General features: G+C 71.2%; 16 protein-coding genes. 8 read left to right on the forward strand and 8 right to left on the reverse strand.

Going from position 1 to position 22,346, the window contains the following annotated elements; translation table 11 throughout:
• Positions 1 to 47 precede the first annotated feature (47 nt).
• Entirely contained in the window at positions 48 to 2,120 is a 2,073-nt protein-coding gene (locus OHT76_RS33950; RefSeq protein WP_328874675.1) for an ATP-binding SpoIIE family protein phosphatase, read from the forward strand.
• Here OHT76_RS33950 and lpdA read toward each other — a convergent pair.
• Together lpdA and OHT76_RS33960 are read right to left on the reverse strand one after the other, a co-directional pair.
• Positions 2,110 to 3,522, reverse strand: a complete 1,413-nt coding sequence (lpdA, locus tag OHT76_RS33955) for a dihydrolipoyl dehydrogenase (RefSeq protein ID WP_328874676.1) — start codon at positions 3,520 to 3,522, stop codon at positions 2,110 to 2,112. The two genes, OHT76_RS33950 and lpdA, sit on opposite strands and share 11 nt — an antisense overlap.
• Before the next feature lie 76 nt (positions 3,523 to 3,598).
• Complete coding sequence (locus OHT76_RS33960) at positions 3,599 to 4,729, reverse strand: magnesium and cobalt transport protein CorA (protein WP_328874677.1); 1,131 nt, start codon at positions 4,727 to 4,729, stop codon at positions 3,599 to 3,601.
• A gap of 99 nt (positions 4,730 to 4,828) precedes the next feature.
• On the opposite strand from OHT76_RS33960, the gene OHT76_RS33965 reads away from it, so the two are divergent.
• On the forward strand, positions 4,829 to 5,935 hold the full coding sequence (locus OHT76_RS33965) for a winged helix DNA-binding domain-containing protein (RefSeq protein ID WP_328874678.1): 1,107 nt from the start codon (positions 4,829 to 4,831) through the stop codon (positions 5,933 to 5,935).
• 89 nt (positions 5,936 to 6,024) lie between these two features.
• Here the strand turns inward: OHT76_RS33965 and OHT76_RS33970 are convergent, their stop codons facing one another.
• The 3 genes from OHT76_RS33970 to OHT76_RS33980 all read right to left on the reverse strand — a co-directional run bounded on the left by OHT76_RS33970 (position 6,025) and on the right by OHT76_RS33980 (position 11,299).
• Positions 6,025 to 6,819, reverse strand: a complete 795-nt coding sequence (locus tag OHT76_RS33970) for a S1 family peptidase (RefSeq protein WP_328874679.1) — start codon at positions 6,817 to 6,819, stop codon at positions 6,025 to 6,027.
• Between the two features lie 219 nt (positions 6,820 to 7,038).
• A complete protein-coding gene (locus OHT76_RS33975; protein WP_328874680.1) occupies positions 7,039 to 10,287 on the reverse strand; it encodes a helix-turn-helix transcriptional regulator in 3,249 nt (1,082 codons plus the stop codon).
• 181 nt (positions 10,288 to 10,468) lie between these two features.
• A complete protein-coding gene (locus OHT76_RS33980) occupies positions 10,469 to 11,299 on the reverse strand; it encodes a helix-turn-helix transcriptional regulator (protein WP_328874681.1) in 831 nt (276 codons plus the stop codon).
• Positions 11,300 to 11,413: 114 nt separating this feature from the next.
• Between OHT76_RS33980 and OHT76_RS33985 the strand changes: the two genes are divergently transcribed.
• The 5 genes from OHT76_RS33985 to OHT76_RS34005 all read left to right on the forward strand — a co-directional run bounded on the left by OHT76_RS33985 (position 11,414) and on the right by OHT76_RS34005 (position 18,365).
• Positions 11,414 to 13,081 carry an AMP-binding protein gene (locus tag OHT76_RS33985; RefSeq protein ID WP_328874682.1) on the forward strand — a complete coding sequence of 556 codons (1,668 nt, stop codon included), beginning with the start codon at positions 11,414 to 11,416 and terminating at the stop codon, positions 13,079 to 13,081.
• On the forward strand, positions 13,078 to 14,667 hold the full coding sequence (locus OHT76_RS33990) for an AMP-binding protein (RefSeq protein WP_328874683.1): 1,590 nt from the start codon (positions 13,078 to 13,080) through the stop codon (positions 14,665 to 14,667). The genes OHT76_RS33985 and OHT76_RS33990 overlap by 4 nt, the downstream gene beginning before the upstream one ends.
• 64 nt (positions 14,668 to 14,731) lie before the next feature.
• Positions 14,732 to 15,754, forward strand: coding sequence for a LacI family DNA-binding transcriptional regulator (locus OHT76_RS33995; protein ID WP_328874684.1), 1,023 nt, complete (start codon positions 14,732 to 14,734; stop codon positions 15,752 to 15,754).
• A 264-nt stretch (positions 15,755 to 16,018) separates the two neighbouring features.
• The gene (locus OHT76_RS34000; protein WP_328874685.1) at positions 16,019 to 17,149 is read left to right on the forward strand and encodes a GH12 family glycosyl hydrolase domain-containing protein; all 1,131 of its coding nucleotides are present in this window, start codon (positions 16,019 to 16,021) and stop codon (positions 17,147 to 17,149) included.
• A gap of 121 nt (positions 17,150 to 17,270) precedes the next feature.
• Positions 17,271 to 18,365 carry a lytic polysaccharide monooxygenase auxiliary activity family 9 protein gene (locus tag OHT76_RS34005; RefSeq protein WP_328874686.1) on the forward strand — a complete coding sequence of 365 codons (1,095 nt, stop codon included), beginning with the start codon at positions 17,271 to 17,273 and terminating at the stop codon, positions 18,363 to 18,365.
• Positions 18,366 to 18,424: 59 nt separating this feature from the next.
• Here OHT76_RS34005 and OHT76_RS34010 read toward each other — a convergent pair whose 3' ends face one another.
• Positions 18,425 to 19,123: a hypothetical protein gene (locus OHT76_RS34010; RefSeq protein WP_328874687.1), complete on the reverse strand. Its 699-nt coding sequence runs from the start codon at positions 19,121 to 19,123 to the stop codon at positions 18,425 to 18,427.
• A gap of 158 nt (positions 19,124 to 19,281) precedes the next feature.
• On the opposite strand from OHT76_RS34010, the gene gcl reads away from it, so the two are divergent.
• Positions 19,282 to 21,066, forward strand: a complete 1,785-nt coding sequence (gene gcl, locus OHT76_RS34015) for a glyoxylate carboligase (RefSeq protein ID WP_328874688.1) — start codon at positions 19,282 to 19,284, stop codon at positions 21,064 to 21,066.
• 57 nt (positions 21,067 to 21,123) lie between these two features.
• On the opposite strand, the gene OHT76_RS34020 is transcribed toward gcl, so the two are convergent.
• Entirely contained in the window at positions 21,124 to 21,756 is a 633-nt protein-coding gene (locus OHT76_RS34020; RefSeq protein WP_328874689.1) for a TIGR04222 domain-containing membrane protein, read from the reverse strand.
• 254 nt (positions 21,757 to 22,010) lie between these two features.
• Positions 22,011 to 22,256, reverse strand: coding sequence for a hypothetical protein (locus OHT76_RS34025; protein WP_328874690.1), 246 nt, complete (start codon positions 22,254 to 22,256; stop codon positions 22,011 to 22,013).
• Between the last annotated feature and the right edge of the window lie 90 nt (positions 22,257 to 22,346).

The following is a 22,346-nucleotide window of genomic DNA, read 5'->3' on the forward strand; positions in this document are numbered from 1 at the left end:
GCTCCGCCCACCTCGCCTGCTCGCCCGCACGGCGTAACGTCGATGTTGTGGACGTCACCGTGGACAGCCTCGTGGCCCAGGTCGCCCATGAGCTCAGGACGAGCGCGGACAGGCTGACCGGCGACATGACGGCGTTCCTGCGGCGTGAGGTCCCCGAGCTGTGGGCAGATCCGGACATGGCCCGGATGACCACGCAGAACATCGCCGAGCACACGGTCGCCGCGTTGACCGGCCTGGAGCACGGCATCGAGCCGGACCGGATCGAACTGCCCCCCGCCGACGTCGATCGCGTACGTCGCCTTGCCCGGCGCGGGATACCCGTCACCGCGATGCTGCGGGCTCACCGGCTGGCCCAGGGCATCGCCTTCGACCGGGCGCTCGTGGTGCTGCCCCGGCTGACCGACGACGCCGAACTGATCGGCGCCGTGGCGCGCAGACTGCTCGCGGCGACGACGGCCTACGTGGACCGCCTAGCCGAGCAGGGCGTCCTGGCCTACCAGGAGGAGCGGGAGCGCAGGCTGCGGTGGCGGCTGACGACGGTGACCGACGCCGGCATGCGCATCGGGACCACCCTGGACATCGCCCGCACCACCCGGGAGCTGGCGGACTTCGCCACCGAACACTTCGCGGACCGTGCCTCCGTCGACCTGCTCGACTCCCTGCTCCAAGGGCGGGACACACCGGCGGAGGAACCCCTCGTGCTGCGCCGGGTCGCCGAGGAACCGGCGAGCACCCCGGAGGGACTCCACACCTACCCGGACGGATCCCCGCAGGCCAGAGCCCTGACCACCGGCCACCCCGTACGCCACCACACCGACGCGCCCCCAGCACACTCCACGCTGGTCGTGCCCCTGCGCGCCCGCGGCACCACCCTGGGTGTCGCCCAGTTCTCCCGCCACCGCAACCCGGACCGCTACGACGACGAGGACCTGCTCCTCGCCCAGGAGATCGCCGCCAGGGCGGCCGTCGCCGTCGACAACGCCCGCCGCTACACCAACGCCCGCGCCACCGCCCTCAGCCTCCAGCGCAGCCTGCTCCCCTCGCGTACGCCCCCGCAGTCGGCCCTGGAGGTCGCGTGCCGCTACCTCCCGGCCGGTGACCGGCTCGGTGTGGGCGGCGACTGGTACGACGTCATCCCGCTGTCCGGGGCCCGGGTCGCCCTCGTGGTGGGCGACGTGGTCGGCCACGGCGTGCACGCCGCCGCCACCATGGGACGGCTGCGCACCGCCGTACGCACCCTGGCCGATATCGACCTGCCCCCCGACGAACTCCTCACCCACCTCGACGACGTCGTCCTGCGCCTGTCCGCCGAGGCCTCCACCCGCCCGGACGCCGAGTCCGCGGACATCGGCGCCACCTGCCTGTACGCGGTCTACGACCCCGTCAGCGGCTGCTGCACCATGGCCCGCGCGGGCCATGTGCTGCCGTCCCTGATGGCCCGGGACGGCACCGTCGACACCCTCGACCTGCCACCGGGCCCACCGCTCGGTCTCGGCGGCCTGCCCTTCGAGGCGACGGAGGTGGTCCTGCCCGAGGACACCCTCCTCGCCCTCTACACCGACGGCCTGCTCGAAGCCCGCGACCACGACATCGACACCGCCCTCGCCCTGCTCCACCAGGCGCTCGCCCAGCCCGCTCCCTCGCTGGAGACCGCCTGCGACACCGTGCTCGACACCCTGCTGCCGGCCCACCCGCCCGACGATGTGGCGCTCCTGCTGGCCCGCACCCGCACCCTCGGGGACGGACAGGTCGCGAGCTGGGACCTGGCGGCCGACCCGGCCGCGGTCTCAGTCGTCCGTTCACGCGTCTCCGAGCAACTGGGCGTCTGGGGCCTCGAGGACCTCGACTTCTCCACCGAGCTGGTCGTCAGCGAACTGGTCACCAACGCCATCCGCTACGGCCGGCCCCCCATCCGGCTGCGCCTCATCCACGACCGCTCCCTCCTGTGCGAGGTCTCCGACGCCAGCAGCACCACCCCGCACCAGCGCCGCGCCCGCACCGACGACGAGGGCGGACGCGGCCTGTTCCTGGTCGCCCAGCTCGCCGAGCACTGGGGCACCCGGCACGCCCGGCACGGCAAGACGGTGTGGGCGGAGCTGAACGACGGCCTCACATGTTGATCATGTGGCCCGCCAGACCGTGGACGGCCTCCTTGACGGCCTCGCTCAGGGTCGGGTGCGCATGCACATTGCGGGCGACCTCGTGCACGGTGAGATCCCACTGCTGAGCCAGGGTCAGCTCCGGCAGCAGTTCGGTGACGTCGGGGCCGATCAGATGGCCGCCGATGAGTTCGCCGTGCGTGGCATCGCTGATGAGCTTGACGAAGCCGGTGGTGTCACCGAGGCCGTGGGACTTGCCGTTCGCGGTGAACGGGAACTTGGCGACCTTGACGTCGTGGCCGAGCTCGCGGGCCTGCTCCTCGGTGTAGCCGAAGCTGGCGATCTGGGGCTGGCAGAAGGTGGCCCGCGGGATCATGGCGTAGTCGAGTTCCATCGTCTCGGCGTCGGCGATGGTCTCGGCGGCGATGACGCCCATGGCCTCGGCGGCGTGCGCGAGCATCAGCTTGGCGGTGACGTCGCCGATGGCGTAGAGGTGCGGGACGGAGGTGCGACAGCGGCCGTCGACGTCGATCGCTCCACGTTCGGTGAGCGTCACGCCCGTGTTCTCCAGCCCGTATCCGCTGATGTTCGGTGCGAAGCCGATGGCTTGGAGGACCTTGTCGGCCTCCAGGATCCGCGGGGTGCCGTCCTTGCCGGTGACCGTGACGCGGACCTGGGGCCCGGACTCGTCGATGGCGTCGACGCGGGTGGAGGCGAGGACGTCGATGCCCAGCTTGCGGTACTGGCGAGCGAGTTCGGCGGAGACCTCGGCGTCCTCCAGCGGGGCGACGCGGTCCAGGAACTCCACGATCGTGACCTTCACGCCGTAGTTGTGCAGCACATAGGCGAACTCGATACCGATCGCACCGGCGCCCGCGATGATGACCGACTGGGGGAGTTCCTCGGCGAGGATCTGTTCCTCGAAGGTCACCACGCGCGCGCTGCGCTTGGTGCCCGGCAGCAGTTTGGGGGTGGCGCCGGTGGCGATGATGCAGTGCTCGAAACCGATGGTCCGGGTGTTGCCGTCGTAGTCGGTGACCTGGAGCGTGTGCGGGTCGAGGAAGGTGCCGCGGCCGTCCACCTCGGTGATCTTGTTCTTCTTCATCAGATAGTGGACGCCCTTGACCCGGCCGTCGGCGACCTTGCGGCTGCGGCGGAAGGCCTCGCCGTAGTCGAAGGAGACCTGGCCGTCGACCTTGATGCCGAAGGTCTTCGCCTCATGGGTGAAGAGGTGGGCCAGTTCCGCGTTGCGCAGCAGGGCCTTGGTCGGGATGCAGCCCACGTTCAGGCAGACGCCACCCCAGTACTTCTCCTCGACGACCGCGACCCGCAGGCCCAGCTGGGCCGCCCGGACGGCCGCGACGTAGCCGCCGGGCCCGGCTCCGAGTACGACAACATCGAATCGCTCGTCCTGTTCGACCATGGGTCGTTCATCCTCCATCGCTTCAACTGCCGTTGCGTAACAGGGCCGTCGCCATGACACCCGAGTTCACCCGAGGTCAGAGCCAGTCCCGCCGTTTGAAGATCACGTACAGGCTCACGCAGACCAGGCCCATCAGGCCGACGGCGAAGGGGTACCCGAAGCTCCAGTCCAGCTCCGGCATGTTCTCGAAGTTCATGCCGTAGATCGTCCCGACCAGCGTCGGAGCGAACAGGATGGCCGCCCACGCCGAGATCTTCTTGATCTCCTCGTTCTGCTCGAACCCCGCCTCCGCCAACGCCCGCATCTCCGCGTTCTGTTGCTGGGTGACCAGGGTCGCGTTCACCGTGAGGATGTCGGTCAGGGCCTGGCGGAACCCGTCGACGCGTTCGCTGGTGTGGGTGACGTGGTCGGCGACGTCCCGGAGATAGCGCTGAAGCTCCTCGTCCGTGCCGTACTTCGCGAAGCCCGCCATCAGGCCGTGCAGCATGCCGACCAGCGGGCGCGTGGAGCGCTGGAACTCGACCATTTCCCGGGAGAGTTCATAGATACGGCGGGACACCTCCGGATCGCCCCGGAAGACCTCCGTCTCGATCTCGTCGACGTCGTTCTGGACGCCCGCGACGACCGGGGCGTAGCCGTCGACCACCGCGTCGAGGATCGCGTACAGCACCGCCTCAGGGCCCAGCTTCAGCAGCTCGGGCGACTCCTCCATACGGCGCCGGACCGCCGAGAGGTCGGGGGCCGCGCCATGGCGGACCGTGATCACGAAGTCGGGGCCGACGAAGACATGCAGCTCGCCGAAGTCGACCTCCTCCGGCGCGTCGAGATAGCGGGCCGCGCGCAGGACGACGAAGAGGGTCTCGCCGTAGCGCTCCAGCTTCGGGCGCTGATGGGCCTCCATCGCGTCCTCGATCGACAGCGGGTGCAGATCGAACTCGGCGGCCAGGGAGAGGAGTTCGGACTCGGTCGGGCGGGCGAGGCCGATCCACGCCATGCCGGAGGGCTGGTCGCGCAGCTCGCGGTAGGTGTCGGCGAGGGTGGCGGGGGAGGAGACGCGCACCCCGTCCCGGTACAGGGCGGCCTGGACGATGCTCGGCGGTTCCGTCTCGGGGGCGGACGGCTCGGCGTCCGCCGCAGTGGGCCGCGACGGCTCCGTCGCCGGCGTCAGGGCGCGGCGCCAGACGGATTTCCGGTTGTTCTTCGACATCGTGGCTGCCTCTCGGCCGACGCCAGGTGATCTCGGAGCAGGTTACCCGTCGACCGTTGCGGACCGTCGCTGTCCGCAAGCGGTACTAGCGTGCGGGGCATGACGAAGACGACGACCGCCCAGGGCCCCGTTCTCGGCACCCGCGCCCTCAACCGCGCGACCCTCGACCGGCAGCTGCTGCTGCGCCGCGCCCCGATGTCCGCGCAGACGGCCGTCGAGCATCTGGTCGGCCTCCAGGCCCAGGAGGTCAAGCCGCCGTACTACGCGCTCGCCGCCCGCCTCGACGGCTTCACGACCGAGGAGTTGGCGGGACTGCTGGAGCGGCGGGAAGCCTTGCGGATCGTCACCATGCGCTCGACGATCCATATGCACACCGCGGACGACAGCCTCAGCCTGCGGCCCCTGGTGCAGCCCGCCCGGGACCGCGAGATCAACTACTTCCGCAAGGGTCTGGTCGGCGTCGACCTGGACCGGCTCGCCGCCCTCGCCCGCGACCTCGTCGAGGAGGCGCCGCGCACCATGAAGCAGCTGCGGGAGGCGCTGAGCGCCGAGTGGCCGGACGCCGACCCGCAGTCGCTCGCCGTCGCCGCCCGCTGCAAACTGCCGCTGGTCCAGATCACCCCGCGCGGTGTGTGGGGCCGTAGCGCCCAGGTCTGTCTCACCACCGCCGAGCACTGGCTGGACCGCCCGGCCGAGCCCGCCGCGTCCGCCGATGCCACCGTCCTGCGCTATCTCGCCGCCTTCGGCCCGGCCTCGGTCAAGGACTTCCAGACCTGGTGCGGTCTGACCCGGATGCGCCCCGCCTTCGAACGGCTCCGCCCGCAGCTGGTCACCTTCCGCGACGAGAACGGCGTCGAACTCTTCGACCTCCCCGACGCCCCGCGCCCCGACCCGACTACCCCGGCGCCGCCCCGCTTCCTGCCCGAGTTCGACAACCTCCTGCTCTCCCACGCCGACCGCACCCGCGTGATCCCGCCCGCCAACAAGGGCCGCACCTGGCAGGTGAACACCGTCTACTGCCCGTTCCTCGTCGACGGCTTCCTCGCGGGCGTCTGGCGGATCATCGACGACGCCCTGGTCATCGAGCCGTTCGGGGACCTCACCAAGGCCCGGCGCGCCGAGGTCCTGGAGGAGGGCGCGTACATGCTGAACGTCATGCACCCGGAGTCGTCGTACGACATCCGCTTCGGGAAAGTCCTGCCCTAGGCATGGATCGGGGGCGTTGCGGGCCGCTCGTGGAGGCCCGCAACGCCCCCTGGTATTGCACCTGAGGGATACTCAGGAGTTCTTCCGGGTTACGAGTTGACCTGCGTGGTCACCAGGCTGGAGAAGGTGGTCAGCCGGGTGTAGACGCCCGGGTATCCGGCCGCCGCGCAGCCCTCGCCCCAGGAAGTGATCCCTGCCAGGACGCCCCCGACAAGCAGGGGACCGCCGCTGTCGCCCTGGCAGGTGTCGACGCCGCCGGAGGTGTATCCGGCGCAGACCATGTCGGACGAGATGAAGTCCGAACCGTAGGAGCTCGCACAGCTGGAGTTGGACACGATCGGCACGGTCGCCGTGCGCAGCTGGTTGGAGGAGCTGCCGTTGGAGGAGGTGGTGCCCCAGCCGAGGATGCGGGCGGTGGTGCCGGCCGCGTACACGCCCGTCTGCGAGGAGGAGACATAGGGCGCCGTGGTGTACGGCATCGACGTCGACAGCGTCAGCACCGCCACGTCGTCGCCGTTGGTGGCGTCCGTGTAGCTCGGGTGGATCCAGATCTTGCTGACCCGGCTGACCGTGCCGTTGGTGCCGTTGCGGTAGGTGCGGCCGCCGACGACTCTGACGCTGCTGGTGGTCTCGCCGACCATGCAGTGGGCCGCGGTGACGACCTTGGTGGCCGAGACGAGTGTGCCGCCGCAGAACTGGTTCTGCGAGGAGTCCGTGATCTGCATCATGAACGGGTACGACGTCGTGGTGGTCGTCGAACCGCCCACGATGGGCTGGGGAGCAGCGGCCGCGGTGGGGGCGAGGCCGATCAGTGCGGTGGCCGCCGCTGCGGCGGTGGCCGCGAGCACGGTGGCGGTCTTCTTGGCACGGGTGAGCCCGAACATGAGTCTCCTCATTGGGTTGCCGGTGGGGGGTCGCGCGGGTGTGGGGGTGAAGCACGGGGGTCTCGGGACAGACCCCCGTGTGCCCGGCGAGCGGCACGCCCCCTACGCTAGAGCCCGGAGATCCCCTTCCCAATGAGGGAACCCCCTAAGGGAGTTGGGCAGGGAAAACCCTCGGTCGGCCCCGGTCAAACCCCCGCTGCCGGTGAATCTCACGGGGTCTCAGTTGCCGGAACGGCCCGCCGCCAGTCTGACGATGTCGACGCGCGATCGGATCCCGAGCTTGCGGTAGACCCGGGTCAGGGTCGCCTCGACCGTCTTGACGCTGATGAACAGACGGGCCGCTATCTCCCGGTTCGTCGCGCCCTCCATCACCAGCGCCGCGACCTGACGCTCCATCGAGGCGAGGGAGTCCAGCGCGTCCAGGGCGGCTGTCGGCGCGGGTGCCGGTTCGGGGGCGGGCGCCGCCGCGGCCGACTCCACCTGCCGCAGCCACGGCAGCGCCCGGCAGCGTCGGAACAGCCTCGCTGCCTCGTCGTACGACGTCGGGCCCGGCCTGCGTGTGCGCAGCGCCGCCACCGCGAAGGCCGCCCTCGCCTCCTCCAGGCCGTAGCCGAGCTTGGCCAGCCGGTCCTGCACCGACGTCAACTGGACGGCGGCGGCCTCCCGTTCGCCGCGGGCCGCGCGCACCAGGGCCTCCGCGCGGTCCAGTACGGCGAGCACGCTCTCCCGGCCCAGGCGCAGGGCGCGGGCGCGGGTCGTGTCGATGACGTCCTGCGCCTCCTCGGTCTCGCCGATGCGGACCAGTGCCTCGGCGAGATCGCCGTGCCAGCGTCCGCGCGCGGGGTCGGTGATACCGAGGCCCTGCTCCAGCTCGCGCACCCGGCGCAGCGAGGCGACCGCCGCGGGCGCGTCCCCGGCTACCAGCTGGGCATGGCCGAGGGCGGCCAGGGCGCGGGAGACATACATCTGGTCGCCGTCCTGCTCGGCGTGGTCGAGCGCCTCCCGGGCCAGCGCCAGCGCCCGGTCCACCTCGCCGCCCGCGGCTTCCGTGAGCGAGGTGAGCACGGCCGAGGCGACCTCGCCGATCCCGGTGTCCCGGGCCAGCCGCAGGCTCTCCCGGGCGAGGTCGAGGGCACGGGCGCAGTGCCCGGTGCGCAGCTCGGTCTCGGCGAGACCGCGCAGGAAGTGCACCTCGCTCTCGACCGCCCCGTGCCGTCGCACCTCGCGCAGCAACGCGGTCACGGTGGCGCGCGCCTCGGGCAGCTGGTCGCTCATCACCAGCCAGCGGAACCGGGCGTACCCGGCGCCGTTGTGATGGCATGCCACCCGCGGGTCCTGGGGTTCCCTCAGCGCGCGTTTGATGGTCGCGGGCGCGTCCGGGTGGCCCATCAGGGTCTCGATCTGCGCCCGGAAGGCGAGCGCCATCAACTCGGTGTACCGGTCGCCGCCGCGCGCGGCCAGCTCCGCGGAGTACGCCGCCTCCTCCCGGGCCGGGTCGAAGTCCCCGTCCACCAGCAGCGCCCGCCAGGCCAGCTGGTAGTGGATCAGGGCGAGCAGCCTCGGGTCGTCGCCCGCGTCGGCCAGCGCCTGCGGGAAGACCGCGTCGACCTCGGTCATGGCGTGCCCCGCGGTCTCGATGACCACAATCCAGGCCCGCACCCGCTGCACAGGCACCGTCGACCCGGAGAGCACCTCGCGCGCAATGTCCCGGGCGAGATCCAACTCACCGGCAGTGATGGCGTCCTCGGCGGCCTGAAGGAGCAGGTCCTGGGGGCCGGGGGGTGTCCGGTCGGCGGGGGTGGTGTCGTGGGCTTGGGTCCGGGGGTCCCCCGAGGCTGCGGTGGTGCCCTGGGCGTGGGTTCGCGGGTCCCCCGAGGGCGCGCCGGTGTCGTGGGCCTGGGCACGTGCTTCGCCTGAGGCTGCGGTGGTGCCCTGGGCGTGGGTTCGCGGGTCCCCCGAGGGCGCGCCGGTGTCGTGGGCCTGGGCACGTGCTTCGCCCGAGGCTGCGGTGGTGTCGTAAGCCTGGGCGCGGGGTTCGCCCGAGGGCGCGCCCGTGTCGTGGGCCTGAGTCCGCGGCTCCCCCGAGGGCGCACCGGTGTCGGGGGCGTAGGCCCCTAGCTGCCCCCAGGGCGCGCCGGTGTCGTGGGCCGGCGTCCGCTGCTCCGCCGAAGCCGCGCCCCCCGCGGCGGCGTCGCCGGATTGCCGCACCCGCCTCGGCCCGAGCTCCGCCGGTGTGTGGCGGGCGGCCAGTCTGCCGAGGGAGGCTGCCACCGAGGGGGCCCCGCGGTCCCGGGCCAGGGCCGCGGCCTCGGCCAGCGCGGCGGCCACCTCCGGATCGGTGCCGGTGGTCGCCAGCGCCAGATGCCGGGCCCGTTCGATGGGGTCCGAGGCCGCCGTGGACAGCGCGGCATGCGCGGCGCGCCGCTCCTGCGCGGGCGCCTCCGCGTACAGCGCGGCCGAGATCAGCGGATGCGCGAAGCGTACGGCGGGACCCTCCGACTCCGTGGCGAGCAGCCCGAGTTCGGCTGCCCGGGCGGTCTCCGCCTCGGCGTCGGTGCGCCCGGCCGCGTGCAGGGTGGCCAGGGTGGGGCGGGCGCCGGCGCTGGCCACGAGGAGGGTGTGGCGGGCGTCGGGGGAGAGCATCCCGAGCCGGTTGAGCACGAGGGCACGCAGCGAGGTCGGCACCGGCAGCGGCTCGCCCGGCCGGGGCGGGGTGGGGTTCTCGGCGAGCGCGCGGCCCAGCTCCAGCGCGAACAGTGGGTTGCCGCCGCTGGTGCGGTGGATGTCGCGGACCGTGGAGCGGGACAGCCCGGTGTAGCCGCGGTGCTCGAGCAGGGCGGCGACCTGGGTGCGGGAGAGCGGGCCGAGACGCAGGGCGAGGGTGTCCGGCGGGGACGCGCGTAGATGGCGGTCGTACTCCTCGTCCTGGGTCCGGGCGGCGCACAGCATCCGCACGGGCGTGTCGCCGAGGCGCCGGGCGGCGAAGCCGAGGAGTTCGGCGCTGGCCGGGTCCAGCCACTGGAGGTCGTCGGCGACGATCAGGACCGGACCCTCGGCGGCGAGCGCACGCAGGGTGGACAGAACGGCCAGGCGCAGCGCGAGTCCGTCGCGCTGGAGCGTGGATTCGCCGCGGCCGGTGAGCGCCGATTCCAGCGCGGTGCGCTGGGCAGCGGGCAGCTTGTCGCAGACCTCGTCCAGGACCAGACCGAGGAGGTCGGCGAGGGCGAGGAAGGGGAGATGGGATTCGGACTCGGTCGCGGAGCAGCGCAACACGGTCCGTGCCGCTTCGCCGTATTCCGCGGCCAATGCCCGCAGGACGGTCGACTTTCCTATTCCGGCGGGCCCGTGGAGCAGGACGCTGCCGCCCCGGGCGAGCTGCTCACGCGCGGCCATGAACGGCTCGTCCCGGCCGATGACCAGGTCGGGGCGGGATCTGGCAGGCTCCGTGAAGTCCCGTGGCACGGTCACCGCTCCCCTCCGTGTGTCGTGTCCTGGCCAATATTAGGCAACGTGTCTTTGAATTACGGAGTGCCTGCCGGGTGAGGGAAATAACAGCGCGAGGGCATAGGGAAATTCAAGGCACGGATGAATGAATGGGGGAGCGACTGCCAGGACGGCCCGCAGACCGCTCAAGACGGCCCGCGGACCCCTAAGGGAGCAGCCCCGCCCGGCGCGCCGCGACCACGGCCTGCCCACGGGTGTGCGCCCCGAGCTTGCGCATCGCCGAGCGCAGATACCCCTTCACCGTCTCCGGCCGCAGCCCAAGCCGCTCGGCGGTGACGGCGTTGGTGGCGCCCGAGCCCACACACGCCAGCACATCCAGCTCACGGGGCGCGAGGCCGACGTATGACGACGGGCCCTCGGCGGTCAGCAGTCCGCACACCTCCAGCAGTTCCGCCCGCAGCCCCGGCTCGGCGATCCGGGGCGCCAGCGCCCGCAGCGCGGCGTGCGCCTCGCGCACCTGCTCCCACGCGGCCCCGTCCCCGCGCCGCTCCGGCTCCGGCCGCGCCGCGTTCAGCAGCTCGCGCGCCGACTCCTGGACGACCAGCGCCTGTTCCACGTCCCGCGCGGCATTCACGGCCGCCGTCAGCGTGCGGTCGCCGAGCGGCTGGGCGGTGCGCAGAGCGCCGTAGAGGACACCGCGCACCCGGCGCCGTACGACAACCGGCACCGCGAGGACCGAGCGCAGGCCCTCGGCGGCGACGGCGGTGTCGTACTCGTGGCTGATCTGCCGCGAGGAGGAGTAGTCCGTCACCGCGCAGGGGCGGGCCAGGGCGACCGCGCGGCCGCCGAGACCGGTGCCGGAGGTCACCGCGAGCCGGCTCAGCGAGCGCGTGGCGGTGCCGTTGAGTTCGCTGATGAGCATCTGTGGTCGGACGGACTCCACCAGACCGCCGAACGCGACCGGGAGTCCGGTCGAGCGCCGCAGCCGGACCAGCGCACCGCGGATCTCCGCGGCTCCTGCGACATCTGCTGCCAACTGCCCGCCCTTCCTGTGCGGCGTACACCCCCGTTCGGGGGTAGTGAGAGGTGCATCACGGATTACACGATGGCAGGGAGCCGCCCGGCAATGGTCCGGTGATGAGGAGGACGAATGACGGCGACCGAGGACTTCCGCAGGGCACGGGACTTTCTGCTGGAGCACCGCGAGGACTACGCCACCGCCTACGAAGGATTCGCCTGGCCCCGCCCCGAGCGATTCAACTGGGCGCTCGACTGGTTCGACGTCATCGCGGACGGCAATGACCGCACCGCCCTGCACATCGTCGAGGAGGACGGCACCGAGGCGCGGCTGACCTTCGCCGAGATGTCCGCCCGTTCCAACCGGGTTGCGAACTGGCTGCGCGCCCGGGGTATCGGGGCCGAGGACCGCGTCCTGGTCATGCTCGGCAACCAGACCGAGCTGTGGGAGACGGCGCTGGCCGCGATGAAGCTGCGCGCGGTCGTCATCCCGGCCACCCCGCTGCTCGGACCCGCCGATCTGCGCGACCGGGTGGAGCGCGGGCGGGTCCGGCAGGTGATCGTGCGGTCCGAGGACACCGGCAAGTTCGACGAGGTGCCCGGTGACTACACCCGCGTCGTCGTCGGCGGCGCGCGCGAGGGCTGGCAGACGTACGAGGACGCCTACGCGGCCCCCGCCGCCTTCACCCCGGACGGACCGACCCGCGCCGACGACCCGCTGATGCTCTACTTCACCTCCGGAACCACCGCCCGGCCCAAGCTCGTCGAGCACACCCACGTCTCGTACCCCGTCGGCCATCTCGCCACCATGTACTGGATCGGCCTCAAGCCCGGCGATGTGCACCTCAACATCTCCTCGCCGGGCTGGGCCAAGCACGCCTGGTCCAACCTGTTCGCACCGTGGAACGCCGAGGCGACCGTCTTCCTGCACAACTACACCCGCTTCGACCCGGCCCGGCTGATGGCGGAGATGGACCGGGCGGGCGTCACGACCTTCTGCGCCCCGCCGACGGTGTGGCGCATGCTCATCCAGGCCGATCTGACCGCGCTGCGCACGCCGCCGCGCGAGGCCGTGGCGGCGGGGGAGCCGCTGAACCCCGAGGTCATCGAGCAGGTCCGACGGGCCTGGGGCGTCACCATCCGGGACGGCTTCGGCCAGACCGAGACCGCCGTACAGGTGTCCAACAGCCCCGGCCAGCCCCTGAAGACGGGCTCCATGGGGCGGCCCAGCCCCGGCTACCGGGTCGAACTGCTGGACCCGGTCTCCGGCGCGCCCGGCGCGGCCGAGGGCGAGATCGCGCTCGACCTGTCGGCCCGCCCCGTCGGCCTGATGACCGGCTACCACGGCGACGCCGACCGTACGGCGGAGGCGATGGCGGGCGGCTACTACCGCACCGGAGACGTCGCGTCGAGAGACGAAGAGGGCTATCTGACCTACATCGGGCGCAGCGACGACGTCTTCAAGGCCTCCGACTACAAGATCAGCCCCTTCGAGCTGGAGAGCGCCCTGCTGGAGCACGAGGCGGTCGCCGAAGCCGCTGTCGTCCCCGCCCCCGACGAGCTGCGCCTCGCAGTCCCCAAGGCCTACGTCGTGCTCGCCGACGGCTGGGAGCCGGGACCCGACACCGCGAAGGTCCTCTTCGAGCACTCCCGTGAGGTCCTCGCCCCCTACAAGCGAGTCCGCCGACTCGAGTTCGCGCCCCTGCCCAAGACCGTCTCCGGCAAGATCCGCCGGATCGAACTCCGTGAGGCCACGGCGGCCGGCTCGGACAACGAGTACCGCGAGGAGGACTTCCGGTGACCGCACTGTCGTACACGCACGGAACCGGCGCGACCGCCCTCCTCGGCGACACGATCGGGGACAACCTGGCACGCACGGCCGCCACTTGGCCCGAGCGGGAGGCACTCGTCGACGTCCCCTCGGGGCGGCGCTGGACGTACGACCGACTCATGGCCGACGTCGACGAGTTGGCGTACGCGCTGCTCGCGAGCGGGATCGCCAAGGGTGACCGGGTCGGGATCTGGGCCGTCAACTGCCCCGAGTGGGTGCTCGTCCAGTACGCCACCGCCCGCATCGGCGCGATCATGGTCAACATCAACCCGGCGTACCGCGTGCACGAGGTCGAGTACGTGCTCAAGCAGGCCGGGATCTCCCTGCTCTTCGCCTCGCTCGGCCACAAGACCAGCGACTACCGGGCCATGGTCGACGAGGTGCGGGGCAACTGCCCCGACCTGCGCGAGGCCGTGTACTTCGGCGCCCCGAGCTGGGACGCGCTGCTCGCCCGCGCCACCCCGAGTGACCTGCCGACCGACCTGTCCTGCGACGACCCGGTCAACATCCAGTACACCTCGGGCACGACCGGCTTCCCCAAAGGGGCCACGCTCTCCCACCACAACATCCTCAACAACGGGTATTTCGTGGGGGAGTTGATCGCGTACACCGAACAGGACCGGGTGTGTCTGCCCGTGCCCTTCTACCACTGCTTCGGCATGGTCATGGGGAACCTGGCGGCCACGTCCCACGGCGCCTGCATCGTCATCCCGGCACCCTCCTTCGAACCCAAGGCCACCCTGGACGCCGTCCAGCAGGAGCGCTGCACTTCCCTGTACGGCGTACCGACCATGTTCATCGCGGAGTTGAACCACCCCGACTTCGCCTCGTACGACCTCTCCTCCCTGCGCACGGGCATCATGGCGGGCTCGCCCTGTCCGGTGGAGGTGATGAAGCGGGTGGTCAGCGAGATGAACATGGCCGAGGTGTCGATCTGTTACGGCATGACGGAGACCTCGCCCGTCTCCACGCAGACCCGGATGGACGACGACCTGGAACACCGCACCGGCACCGTCGGCCGCGTCCTGCCGCACGTCGAGGTGAAGATCGTCGACCCGGCGACCGGAGTGACCCAACCCCGGGGCAAGGCAGGCGAGTTGTGCACCCGCGGCTACAGCGTGATGCTCGGCTACTGGAACGAACCGGAGAAGACCGCCGAGGCCGTCGACCCCGCCCGCTGGATGCACACCGGCGACCTCGCGATGATGCGCGAGGACGGGTACGTCGAGATCGTCGGCCGGATCAAGGACATGATCATCCGGGGCGGCGAGAACATCTACCCCCGCGAGATCGAGGAGTTCCTCTACGCCCACCCGAAGATCGCCGACGTCCAGGTCATCGGCGTCCCGCACGAGCGCTACGGCGAGGAGGTCCTGGCCTGCGTCATCCCGCGCGACCCGGCCGACCCGCCGACGCTGGAGGACGTACGGGCCTTCTGCGAGGGGCAGTTGGCGCACTACAAGATCCCGGCCGGGGTGCGGGTGCTTGACTCGTTCCCGATGACGGTGTCCGGAAAGGTACGCAAGATCGAGCTGAGGGAGCGGTACTCGGCCTGACCGCCGCCGAAACATTCGATCACAGCGGGCCGCGGCCCGTAAGATCGGGTGCCTGGGGGTGGTTATGGGCAGGATGCGCCCTGGCTCGCCGACGCTGGAGGAAGTCGCGGCCCTCGCCGGTGTCGGGCGTGGCACCGTCTCGCGGGTCATCAACAACGCGGCGGGCGTGAAGGATTCGACGCGCCGTGCCGTTGAGCGGGCCATCGCCGAACTGGGCTATGTGCCCAATCTGGCCGCCCGCTCCCTGGCCGGGCGGCGCGCGGACGCCGTGGCGCTGGCGATGACGGAGCGGGACTGGCGGCTGTTCGGGGAGCCGTTCTTCTCGGAGATCGTTCGGTCGGTCGGCGACGCCCTCGCCGACACCTCGGTGCAACTGCTGCTCACCCTGGTCCGCACGGACGCCGAGCGGCGGCGCTTCGTCGAGTACGCGCGCGGCGGGCGGGTGGACGGGGTGCTGCTGATGTCCGTGCGGGCCGAGGACAAGCTGCCCGACATGCTGGCCGAGGCCGGGCTGCCCACCGTGCTGCTCGGCCGTCGCTCGGGCGACGAGCACGTCACCTACGTGGACGCAGACAACGTCGGCGGCGCCCGGGGCGCGGTCGAGCATCTGCTGCGCGGTGGGCGCAGGAGGATCGCCGCGGTCACAGGTCCGCTCGACATGTACGTCACCCAGTGCCGACTGCGCGGCTACCAGGAGGCGCTCGCCGACGCGGGCCTAGATCCGCTGCCCTCGCTGGTCGTCGAGGGGGACTTCACCGAGGACAGCGGGCGTCGGGCGACGGCCCAACTCCTCGAACGGCACCCGGACATGGACGCCGTCTTCGCCGCCTCGGACACCATGGCCGCCGGAGCGCTGGGCGTGCTGCGGGCCGCCGGACGCCGGGTGCCCGAGGACGTCGCGGTGATCGGCTTCGACGACTTCACGCTCGCCCAGCACACCGAACCCTCGCTGACGACGGTCCGTCAGCCGTTGGAGGAGATCGGGCGGACCATGGTGCGGCTGCTGCTCGAGGAGATGGAGCAGCCCGAGGTGGCCTGGCGGCACGTCATCCTGCGCACGCGGCTGGTGGTCCGCGACTCGGCCTGAAGCCGCCTTCTTCGCAGAAAGGCCCTTCGGGAGCGCTCCCAAATGCTGGGCCTCGCCCAGGTGTTGCTGGGCCACCCTGCTTGACCTGCCGCTTCGAAATCCATTCGACGCAATTCGCGCGCACAGGGTTGTCAGGGACATGGACGGACTCCTACAGTCCGGACCGAACCGGTGGGGTGGGAGCGCTCCCATCAGTGGGGAGTTGGGAGCGCTCCCGATCCGGCCCCCGATGAATCCGGAGCCATCTCCGAGAGAGGCACCCGCATGCGACCGTTACCGCACCGTCCCCGCACCGCGCGCGGCCTGTTCGCCGCGCTGCTCTCCGCTCTCGCCGCCGTCGCGGCCCTGCTCGTCGCGACACCGCCGGCCCAGGCCGACACCACGATCTGCGAGCAGTACGGCTCGGCCGTCATCCAGGGGCGCTACGTCGTCCAGAACAACCGCTGGGGCACCAGCGCCACCCAGTGCGTCACCGCCACCGACACCGGCTTCCGGGTCGCCCAGGCCGACGGCTCGGTACCCACCAACGGCGCCCCGAAGTCGTACCCGTCGATCTTCAACGGCTGCCATTACACGAACTGCTCGCCGGGCACCAGCCTTCCGGCGCAGGTCAGCACCGTCTCCAGCGCGCCCAGCAGCATCTCCTACGGCTATGTCTCGGGCGCCGTGTACAACGCCTCGTACGACATCTGGCTGGACCCGACGCCCCGCACCGACGGCGTCAACCGGACCGAGATCATGATCTGGTTCAACCGGGTGGGTCCGATCCAGCCGATCGGCTCGCCGGTGGGCAACGCCACCGTCGGCGGCCGCACTTGGGAGGTGTGGACCGGCAGCAACGGCTCCAACGACGTGATCTCCTTCGTCGCTCCCTCGGCGATCAGCAGCTGGAGCTTCGACGTCATGGACTTCGTCGACCAGGCCGTCGCCCGGGGCCTGGCGCAGAGCAACTGGTATCTGACCAGCGTCCAGGCCGGGTTCGAGCCGTGGCAGAACGGCGCCGGGCTCGCGGTGAACTCCTTCTCCTCCACCGTCAACACCGGCGGCGGCGACCCGGGCGGCCCCGGCGATCCGGCGACGGCCTGCCAGGTGACCTACGCCACCAATGTCTGGCAGGGCGGCTTCACCGCCAATGTCACGGTCAAGAACACCGGTTCCAGTGCTGTGGACACCTGGAAGCTCGGCTTCACCCTGCCCTCGGGGCAGCAGGTCACCAACTCCTGGAACGCCACCCTGTCCGGCTCCTCGGGCGCACTCACGGCCAGCGCCGTGGCACACAACGCGAAGATCGCCCCCGGCGCCAACCAGACCTTCGGCTTCCAGGGCACCTACAGCGGCACGTTCGCGCAGCCGGCCGGGTTCAGCCTCAACGGAACCGCCTGCGCCGGCGCCTGACCTCGCCCAGGGCCCGCCGAACGCGTACGTCCCCCACACCCCCTCGCCCGTCCGGAGCGTCGCCTTCCCGGGCGGGCGGGGGCTCCACAGCGGACAGCTACGACGAACGACAGGAGGCACCATGGTTCGACGCAGAAACCGGCTTCTCTCCTGGGCGGCAGTGCTGGCCACCCTGCTCAGCGGGCTGGGTCTTGCCTTGCTCGGGCAGGGCAGCGCGCAGGCGCACGGCGTGGCGATGATGCCCGGATCGCGGACCTACCTCTGCTATCTGGACGCCAAGACCACCACCGGCGCACTGGACCCGACGAACCCGGCGTGCAAGGCCGCGCTCGCCGAGAGCGGCGCCACGGCGCTGTACAACTGGTTCGCCGTGCTCGACTCCAACGCGGGCGGGCGCGGTCCGGGTTATGTACCGGACGGCAAGCTGTGCAGCGCGGGTGACCGTTCCCCGTACAACTTCACCGGCTACAACGCCGCCCGCGCCGACTGGCCCCGGACGCATCTGACCTCCGGGGCTTCGATGAAGGTCCGGTACAGCAACTGGGCGGCGCACCCGGGCGACTTCCGGGTGTATCTGTCCAAGCCGGGTTACTCGCCCGCCACCGAGTTGGGCTGGGACGATCTGGAGCTGATCCAGACGGTCACCAACCCGCCCCAGTCGGGCGGGCCGGGGAGCGAGTCCGGCCACTACTACTGGGACCTGAACCTGCCCGCGGGCCGCTCGGGCGACGCGGTGCTGTTCATCCAGTGGGTGCGGTCGGACAGCCAGGAGAACTTCTTCTCCTGCTCCGACATCGTCTTCGACGGCGGCAACGGCGAGGTGACGGGCATCCGTGACCCGGGCGGCACCCCCACGCCGACTCCCACCCCGACGCCGACGCCGACGCCCACCCCGACCGATCCGCACACCGGCTGTATGGCCGTGTACGCGGTGACGAACTCCTGGAGCGGCGGCTTCCAGGGCTCCGTCGAGGTCATGAACCACAACACGGCACCGCAGAACGGCTGGGCCGTGCGCTGGCAGCCGGGTGACGGCACCCGGATCAACAGTGTCTGGAACGGCGCGCTCAGTACCGGCTCCGACGGCACGGTCACGGTCAGGAACATGGACTACAACCGGACCATCGCCCCGGACGGCAGTGTCACCTTCGGCTTCACCGCCACCTCCACGGGCAACAACGTTCCGGTCGGCTCGATCGGCTGCGTCACCCCGTAACGGACCCTCGCGTCCCGGCAGCGCCGGCTCCCGTACCGCAGGGGGCCGGCGCGGTCGTGTCAGCCGGCGGAGGAGTCGAGTGCGTCGGCGTGGCTGTTGACCGGCTGCGGGGTGCCCGTGAGGTCCAGCACGAACAGGGGGACGCCGAGGGCGTCGGCCCTGGTGCGGGCCTGTGGGGCGTAACCGGCGAGGGAGAAGTAGGCGCAGTCGGACGACTCCGTCATGGCCGTCAGCCACAGGCACTCCACGTCCCGCACGGAGGCCGGGCGCACGGTCGGGTCGACCTGGGCCAGCAGGCCGCGGGCGGCGAGGCCGATGCCGTTCGGGGGCCGCTGGTCGGCGCGGCGGATGTCCCGGTAGCCGAGCCAGCGCAGATACAGCGCGGCGGCCGTGACCGCGTCCCGCGCGGTGCGGATCGTGACGGGCTGGAAGGCGGGCCGGTGCCGGGGGGCGGCCCCGCTCGTCCCCTCGGCGCCGGGCTCGGAGAGCGTGCCCGCCACGGGGATCCGCACCACCGTTCCGCATGGGCAGCCGAGCTCCGGATGCGGCCACTGGCTCTTGCGCCCGCAGGAGGCGCACTGCACGGTGACCCATTCCTCGGCCCAGACGCGATGCGTGACGGCGGACGGTGTGCCGCGCCGGTCGAGCGGCGGCGCGACGGGGGTGCCGCAGACGCACGGATAGGACGGAGCCGCGTACTGGTGCTCACGTCTGCAGGCCGGGCAGCACACCGCCACGCTCTGGGGCATGTCACCCATGGTGCTGCAGCGGGCCCCCGCTTGTCCGTCTCTTGACGGGCTTCGTCCCCCCACTTACATTGCTTCCAGATAGTAGAAATTACTTTCCGCAATACGGAAGAGCTCAACCGCGGGGCGCGACGGGGATGCGAATCCGACAGCCGAAGCAGGAGTACTCAATGGCTCGAATGACCGCTGCCCGAGCGGCAGTTGAGATCCTCAAGCGCGAGGGCGTCAGCAACGCGTTCGGTGTGCCGGGCGCGGCGATCAACCCGTTCTACGCGGCGCTCAAGGCGTCCGGGGGCATCAACCACACCCTCGCCCGCCATGTCGAGGGTGCCTCGCACATGGCCGAGGGCTACACCCGTACCCACGCGGGCAACATCGGCGTCTGCATCGGCACGTCCGGCCCCGCCGGCACCGACATGATCACCGGCCTGTACTCGGCCATCGGTGACTCGATCCCGATCCTGTGCATCACGGGCCAGGCGCCGACCGCCGTGATCCACAAAGAGGACTTCCAGGCCGTCGACATCGCCTCGATCGCCAAGCCGGTCACGAAAATGGCGGTGACCGTCCTGGAGGCCGCCCAGGTCCCCGGCGTCTTCCAGCAGGCCTTCCACCTGATGCGCTCCGGCCGTCCGGGCCCGGTCCTCATCGACCTGCCGATCGACGTCCAGCTCACCGAGATCGAGTTCGACCCGGAGACGTACGAGCCGCTCCCGGTCTACAAGCCCGCCGCGTCCCGCGCCCAGATCGAGAAGGCGATCGGGATGCTGAACGCGTCCGAGCGGCCGCTGATCGTCGCGGGCGGCGGTGTCATCAACGCCGACGCGGCCGAACTCCTCGTCGAATTCGCCGAGTTGACCGGCACCCCGGTTGTCCCGACCCTGATGGGCTGGGGCCTGCTGCCCGACGACCACGAGCTGAACGCCGGCATGGTGGGCCTGCAGACCTCGCACCGCTACGGCAACGCGACCTTCCTGGAGTCCGACTTCGTCCTCGGCATCGGCAACCGCTGGGCCAACCGCCACACCGGCAAGCTGGACGTCTACACGGCAGGCCGCAAGTTCGTCCACGTCGACGTCGAGCCCACCCAGATCGGCAAGATCTTCGCCCCGGACTACGGCATCGCCTCCGACGCGAAGGCCGCCCTGGAGCTGTTCGTCCAGGTGGCAAGGGAGCTGAAGGCCGAGGGCAAGCTCCCCGACCGCTCCGCGTGGGCGGCCTCCGCTCAGGAGCGGAAGGCGACCCTCCAGCGCCGTACGCACTTCGACGACATCCCGATCAAGCCGCAGCGCGTGTACGAGGAGATGAACAAGGTCTTCGGCCCGGAGACCCGGTACGTCTCCACCATCGGCCTCTCGCAGATCGCGGGCGCCCAGATGCTGCACGTGTTCAAGCCGCGGCACTGGATCAACTGCGGTCAGGCGGGCCCGCTGGGCTGGACGATCCCGGCCGCGCTGGGTGTCGCCAAGGCCGACCCGGAGGCTTCCGTGGTCGCGCTCTCCGGCGACTACGACTTCCAGTTCATGATCGAGGAGCTGGCGGTCGGGGCGCAGCACCGGATCCCGTACGTCCATGTGCTGGTGAACAACTCCTACCTGGGCCTGATCCGCCAGGCGCAGCGGACGTTCGAGATCGACTTCCAGGTCAACCTGGAGTTCGAGAACATCAACTCGCCCGAGCTGGGCGTCTACGGCGTCGACCACGTCAAGGTCGCCGAGGGCCTCGGCTGCAAGGCGATCCGGGTGACCGACCCGGCGGAGCTCGGCGCCGCCTTCGAGCAGGCCAAGAAGCTCGCGGCCGAGTTCCAGGTGCCGGTCGTCGTCGAGGCGATCCTGGAGCGCGTCACCAATATCTCCATGTCGACCACCAACGACATCAGCAATGTCGTGGAGTTCGAGGAGATCGCGACCGAGCCCGGCCATGCGCCGACGTCGATCAAGACGCTGAAGGTCTGACCCACAGGCCAGTCAGGGGCGGCCCGCCCGGGGGCCGCCCCTTCGGCGTGCCCGGGCTCAGTCTCCGCCGCCTCCACCACCCCCGCCGCAGCCGTACCCGCCTCCGCCGGAGTCCATCTCGTCGCGGAGGGCGCGACCCAGGCCGGTGACCCCGCTGACGGAGTGGCCTCCCTCGTCCACGCGCATGTCTCGGCCGCGGCCGACGAGCCCCGCCGACTCGGTGAAGCGGGGCAGGAACGCGGTCAGCGCCCGGTCGCCGTAGAGCGCGACCGCGAGCACCAGCTCCTCCCGCGGCAGCGCGTTCCCCTCGGCCGGAAGCGGGTGCAGCTGCCGCAGCTCCGCCAGCCGGCGGCGTCCGGCGCGGGTCAGAACCGGCAGGGCCGAGCGCAGCAGACCGGCTGTGGTGAGCTCGCGTCGCAGGCGGGTCAGGGCATGGTCTACGACCGTGCGGTCGAGCAACTCCCTTATTCCTGCGGGCCGGTAGAGCCCGGCGCGTACGGCCTTCTCCAGTGGATGCCAGGATTCCGTGGTGTCCGCGGTCGCCGCCCTGCGCAGGGTGCCGGGTCGGCCGGCCTCGACGATGCCCCGTAGTCGCAGCGCCACCACCGCGACGGTGACGGCGGCGCGGGGGCCGCCCCGCAGCAGGGCGATCCCGTAGGGCTCCAGGGGGTGGTCCGTACCGACGCTCATCACACACCCCCCGCCCCCGGCTTGAGGCCCGCCGCACACCCCCGTATCGGCGGGCCTCAAGCCGCCCCCGTCGTACCGGGCCGCCCGGACACCCCTGACCGGTGTGCGACCCGCGGGGCCCGCCGCCCCCGTGCCGACGGGCCCCGTGTTCCGAGAATGTGCCCCCGCCCGGGGGTAGTTGAAGCCCCCCGGCGCGGGTTCAGAGGTTGATTTGAGGGTTGCGTAGCCGGACTACGGACGGCGGCGTACGTGCTTCACGCCCCGTGTGACTCGTGGTGCTCCGAGAGACCCGGCCACTCGTCCGGGCCGCCGCCCTGCCATTCGATGAGGTCGGTCTCCGCGACATCGGTGACGTACAGGTCGGCCAGTCGCAGAAACTCGGCGACGTCGTCGACGTGCGAGGCGATGCCCAGCGTCTCGTCCCCCGCGGTGACCCGCCGGGAGCCGTCCAGGGCGGGGGAGTGGACCACGATGTGCGGTTGCTGCGTCGGTTGTGCCATGTCTTCAGGCTCCTGCGCGAGAGGCCGTTCCGCACCCCGGAACGCCGAGAAGCGCCGGATACGGGACCGTCCGTATCCGGCGCTCTCGGG

Origin of the sequence: Streptomyces sp. NBC_00287 (assembly GCF_036173105.1) — a bacterium.
Taxonomy (GTDB): domain Bacteria; phylum Actinomycetota; class Actinomycetes; order Streptomycetales; family Streptomycetaceae; genus Streptomyces.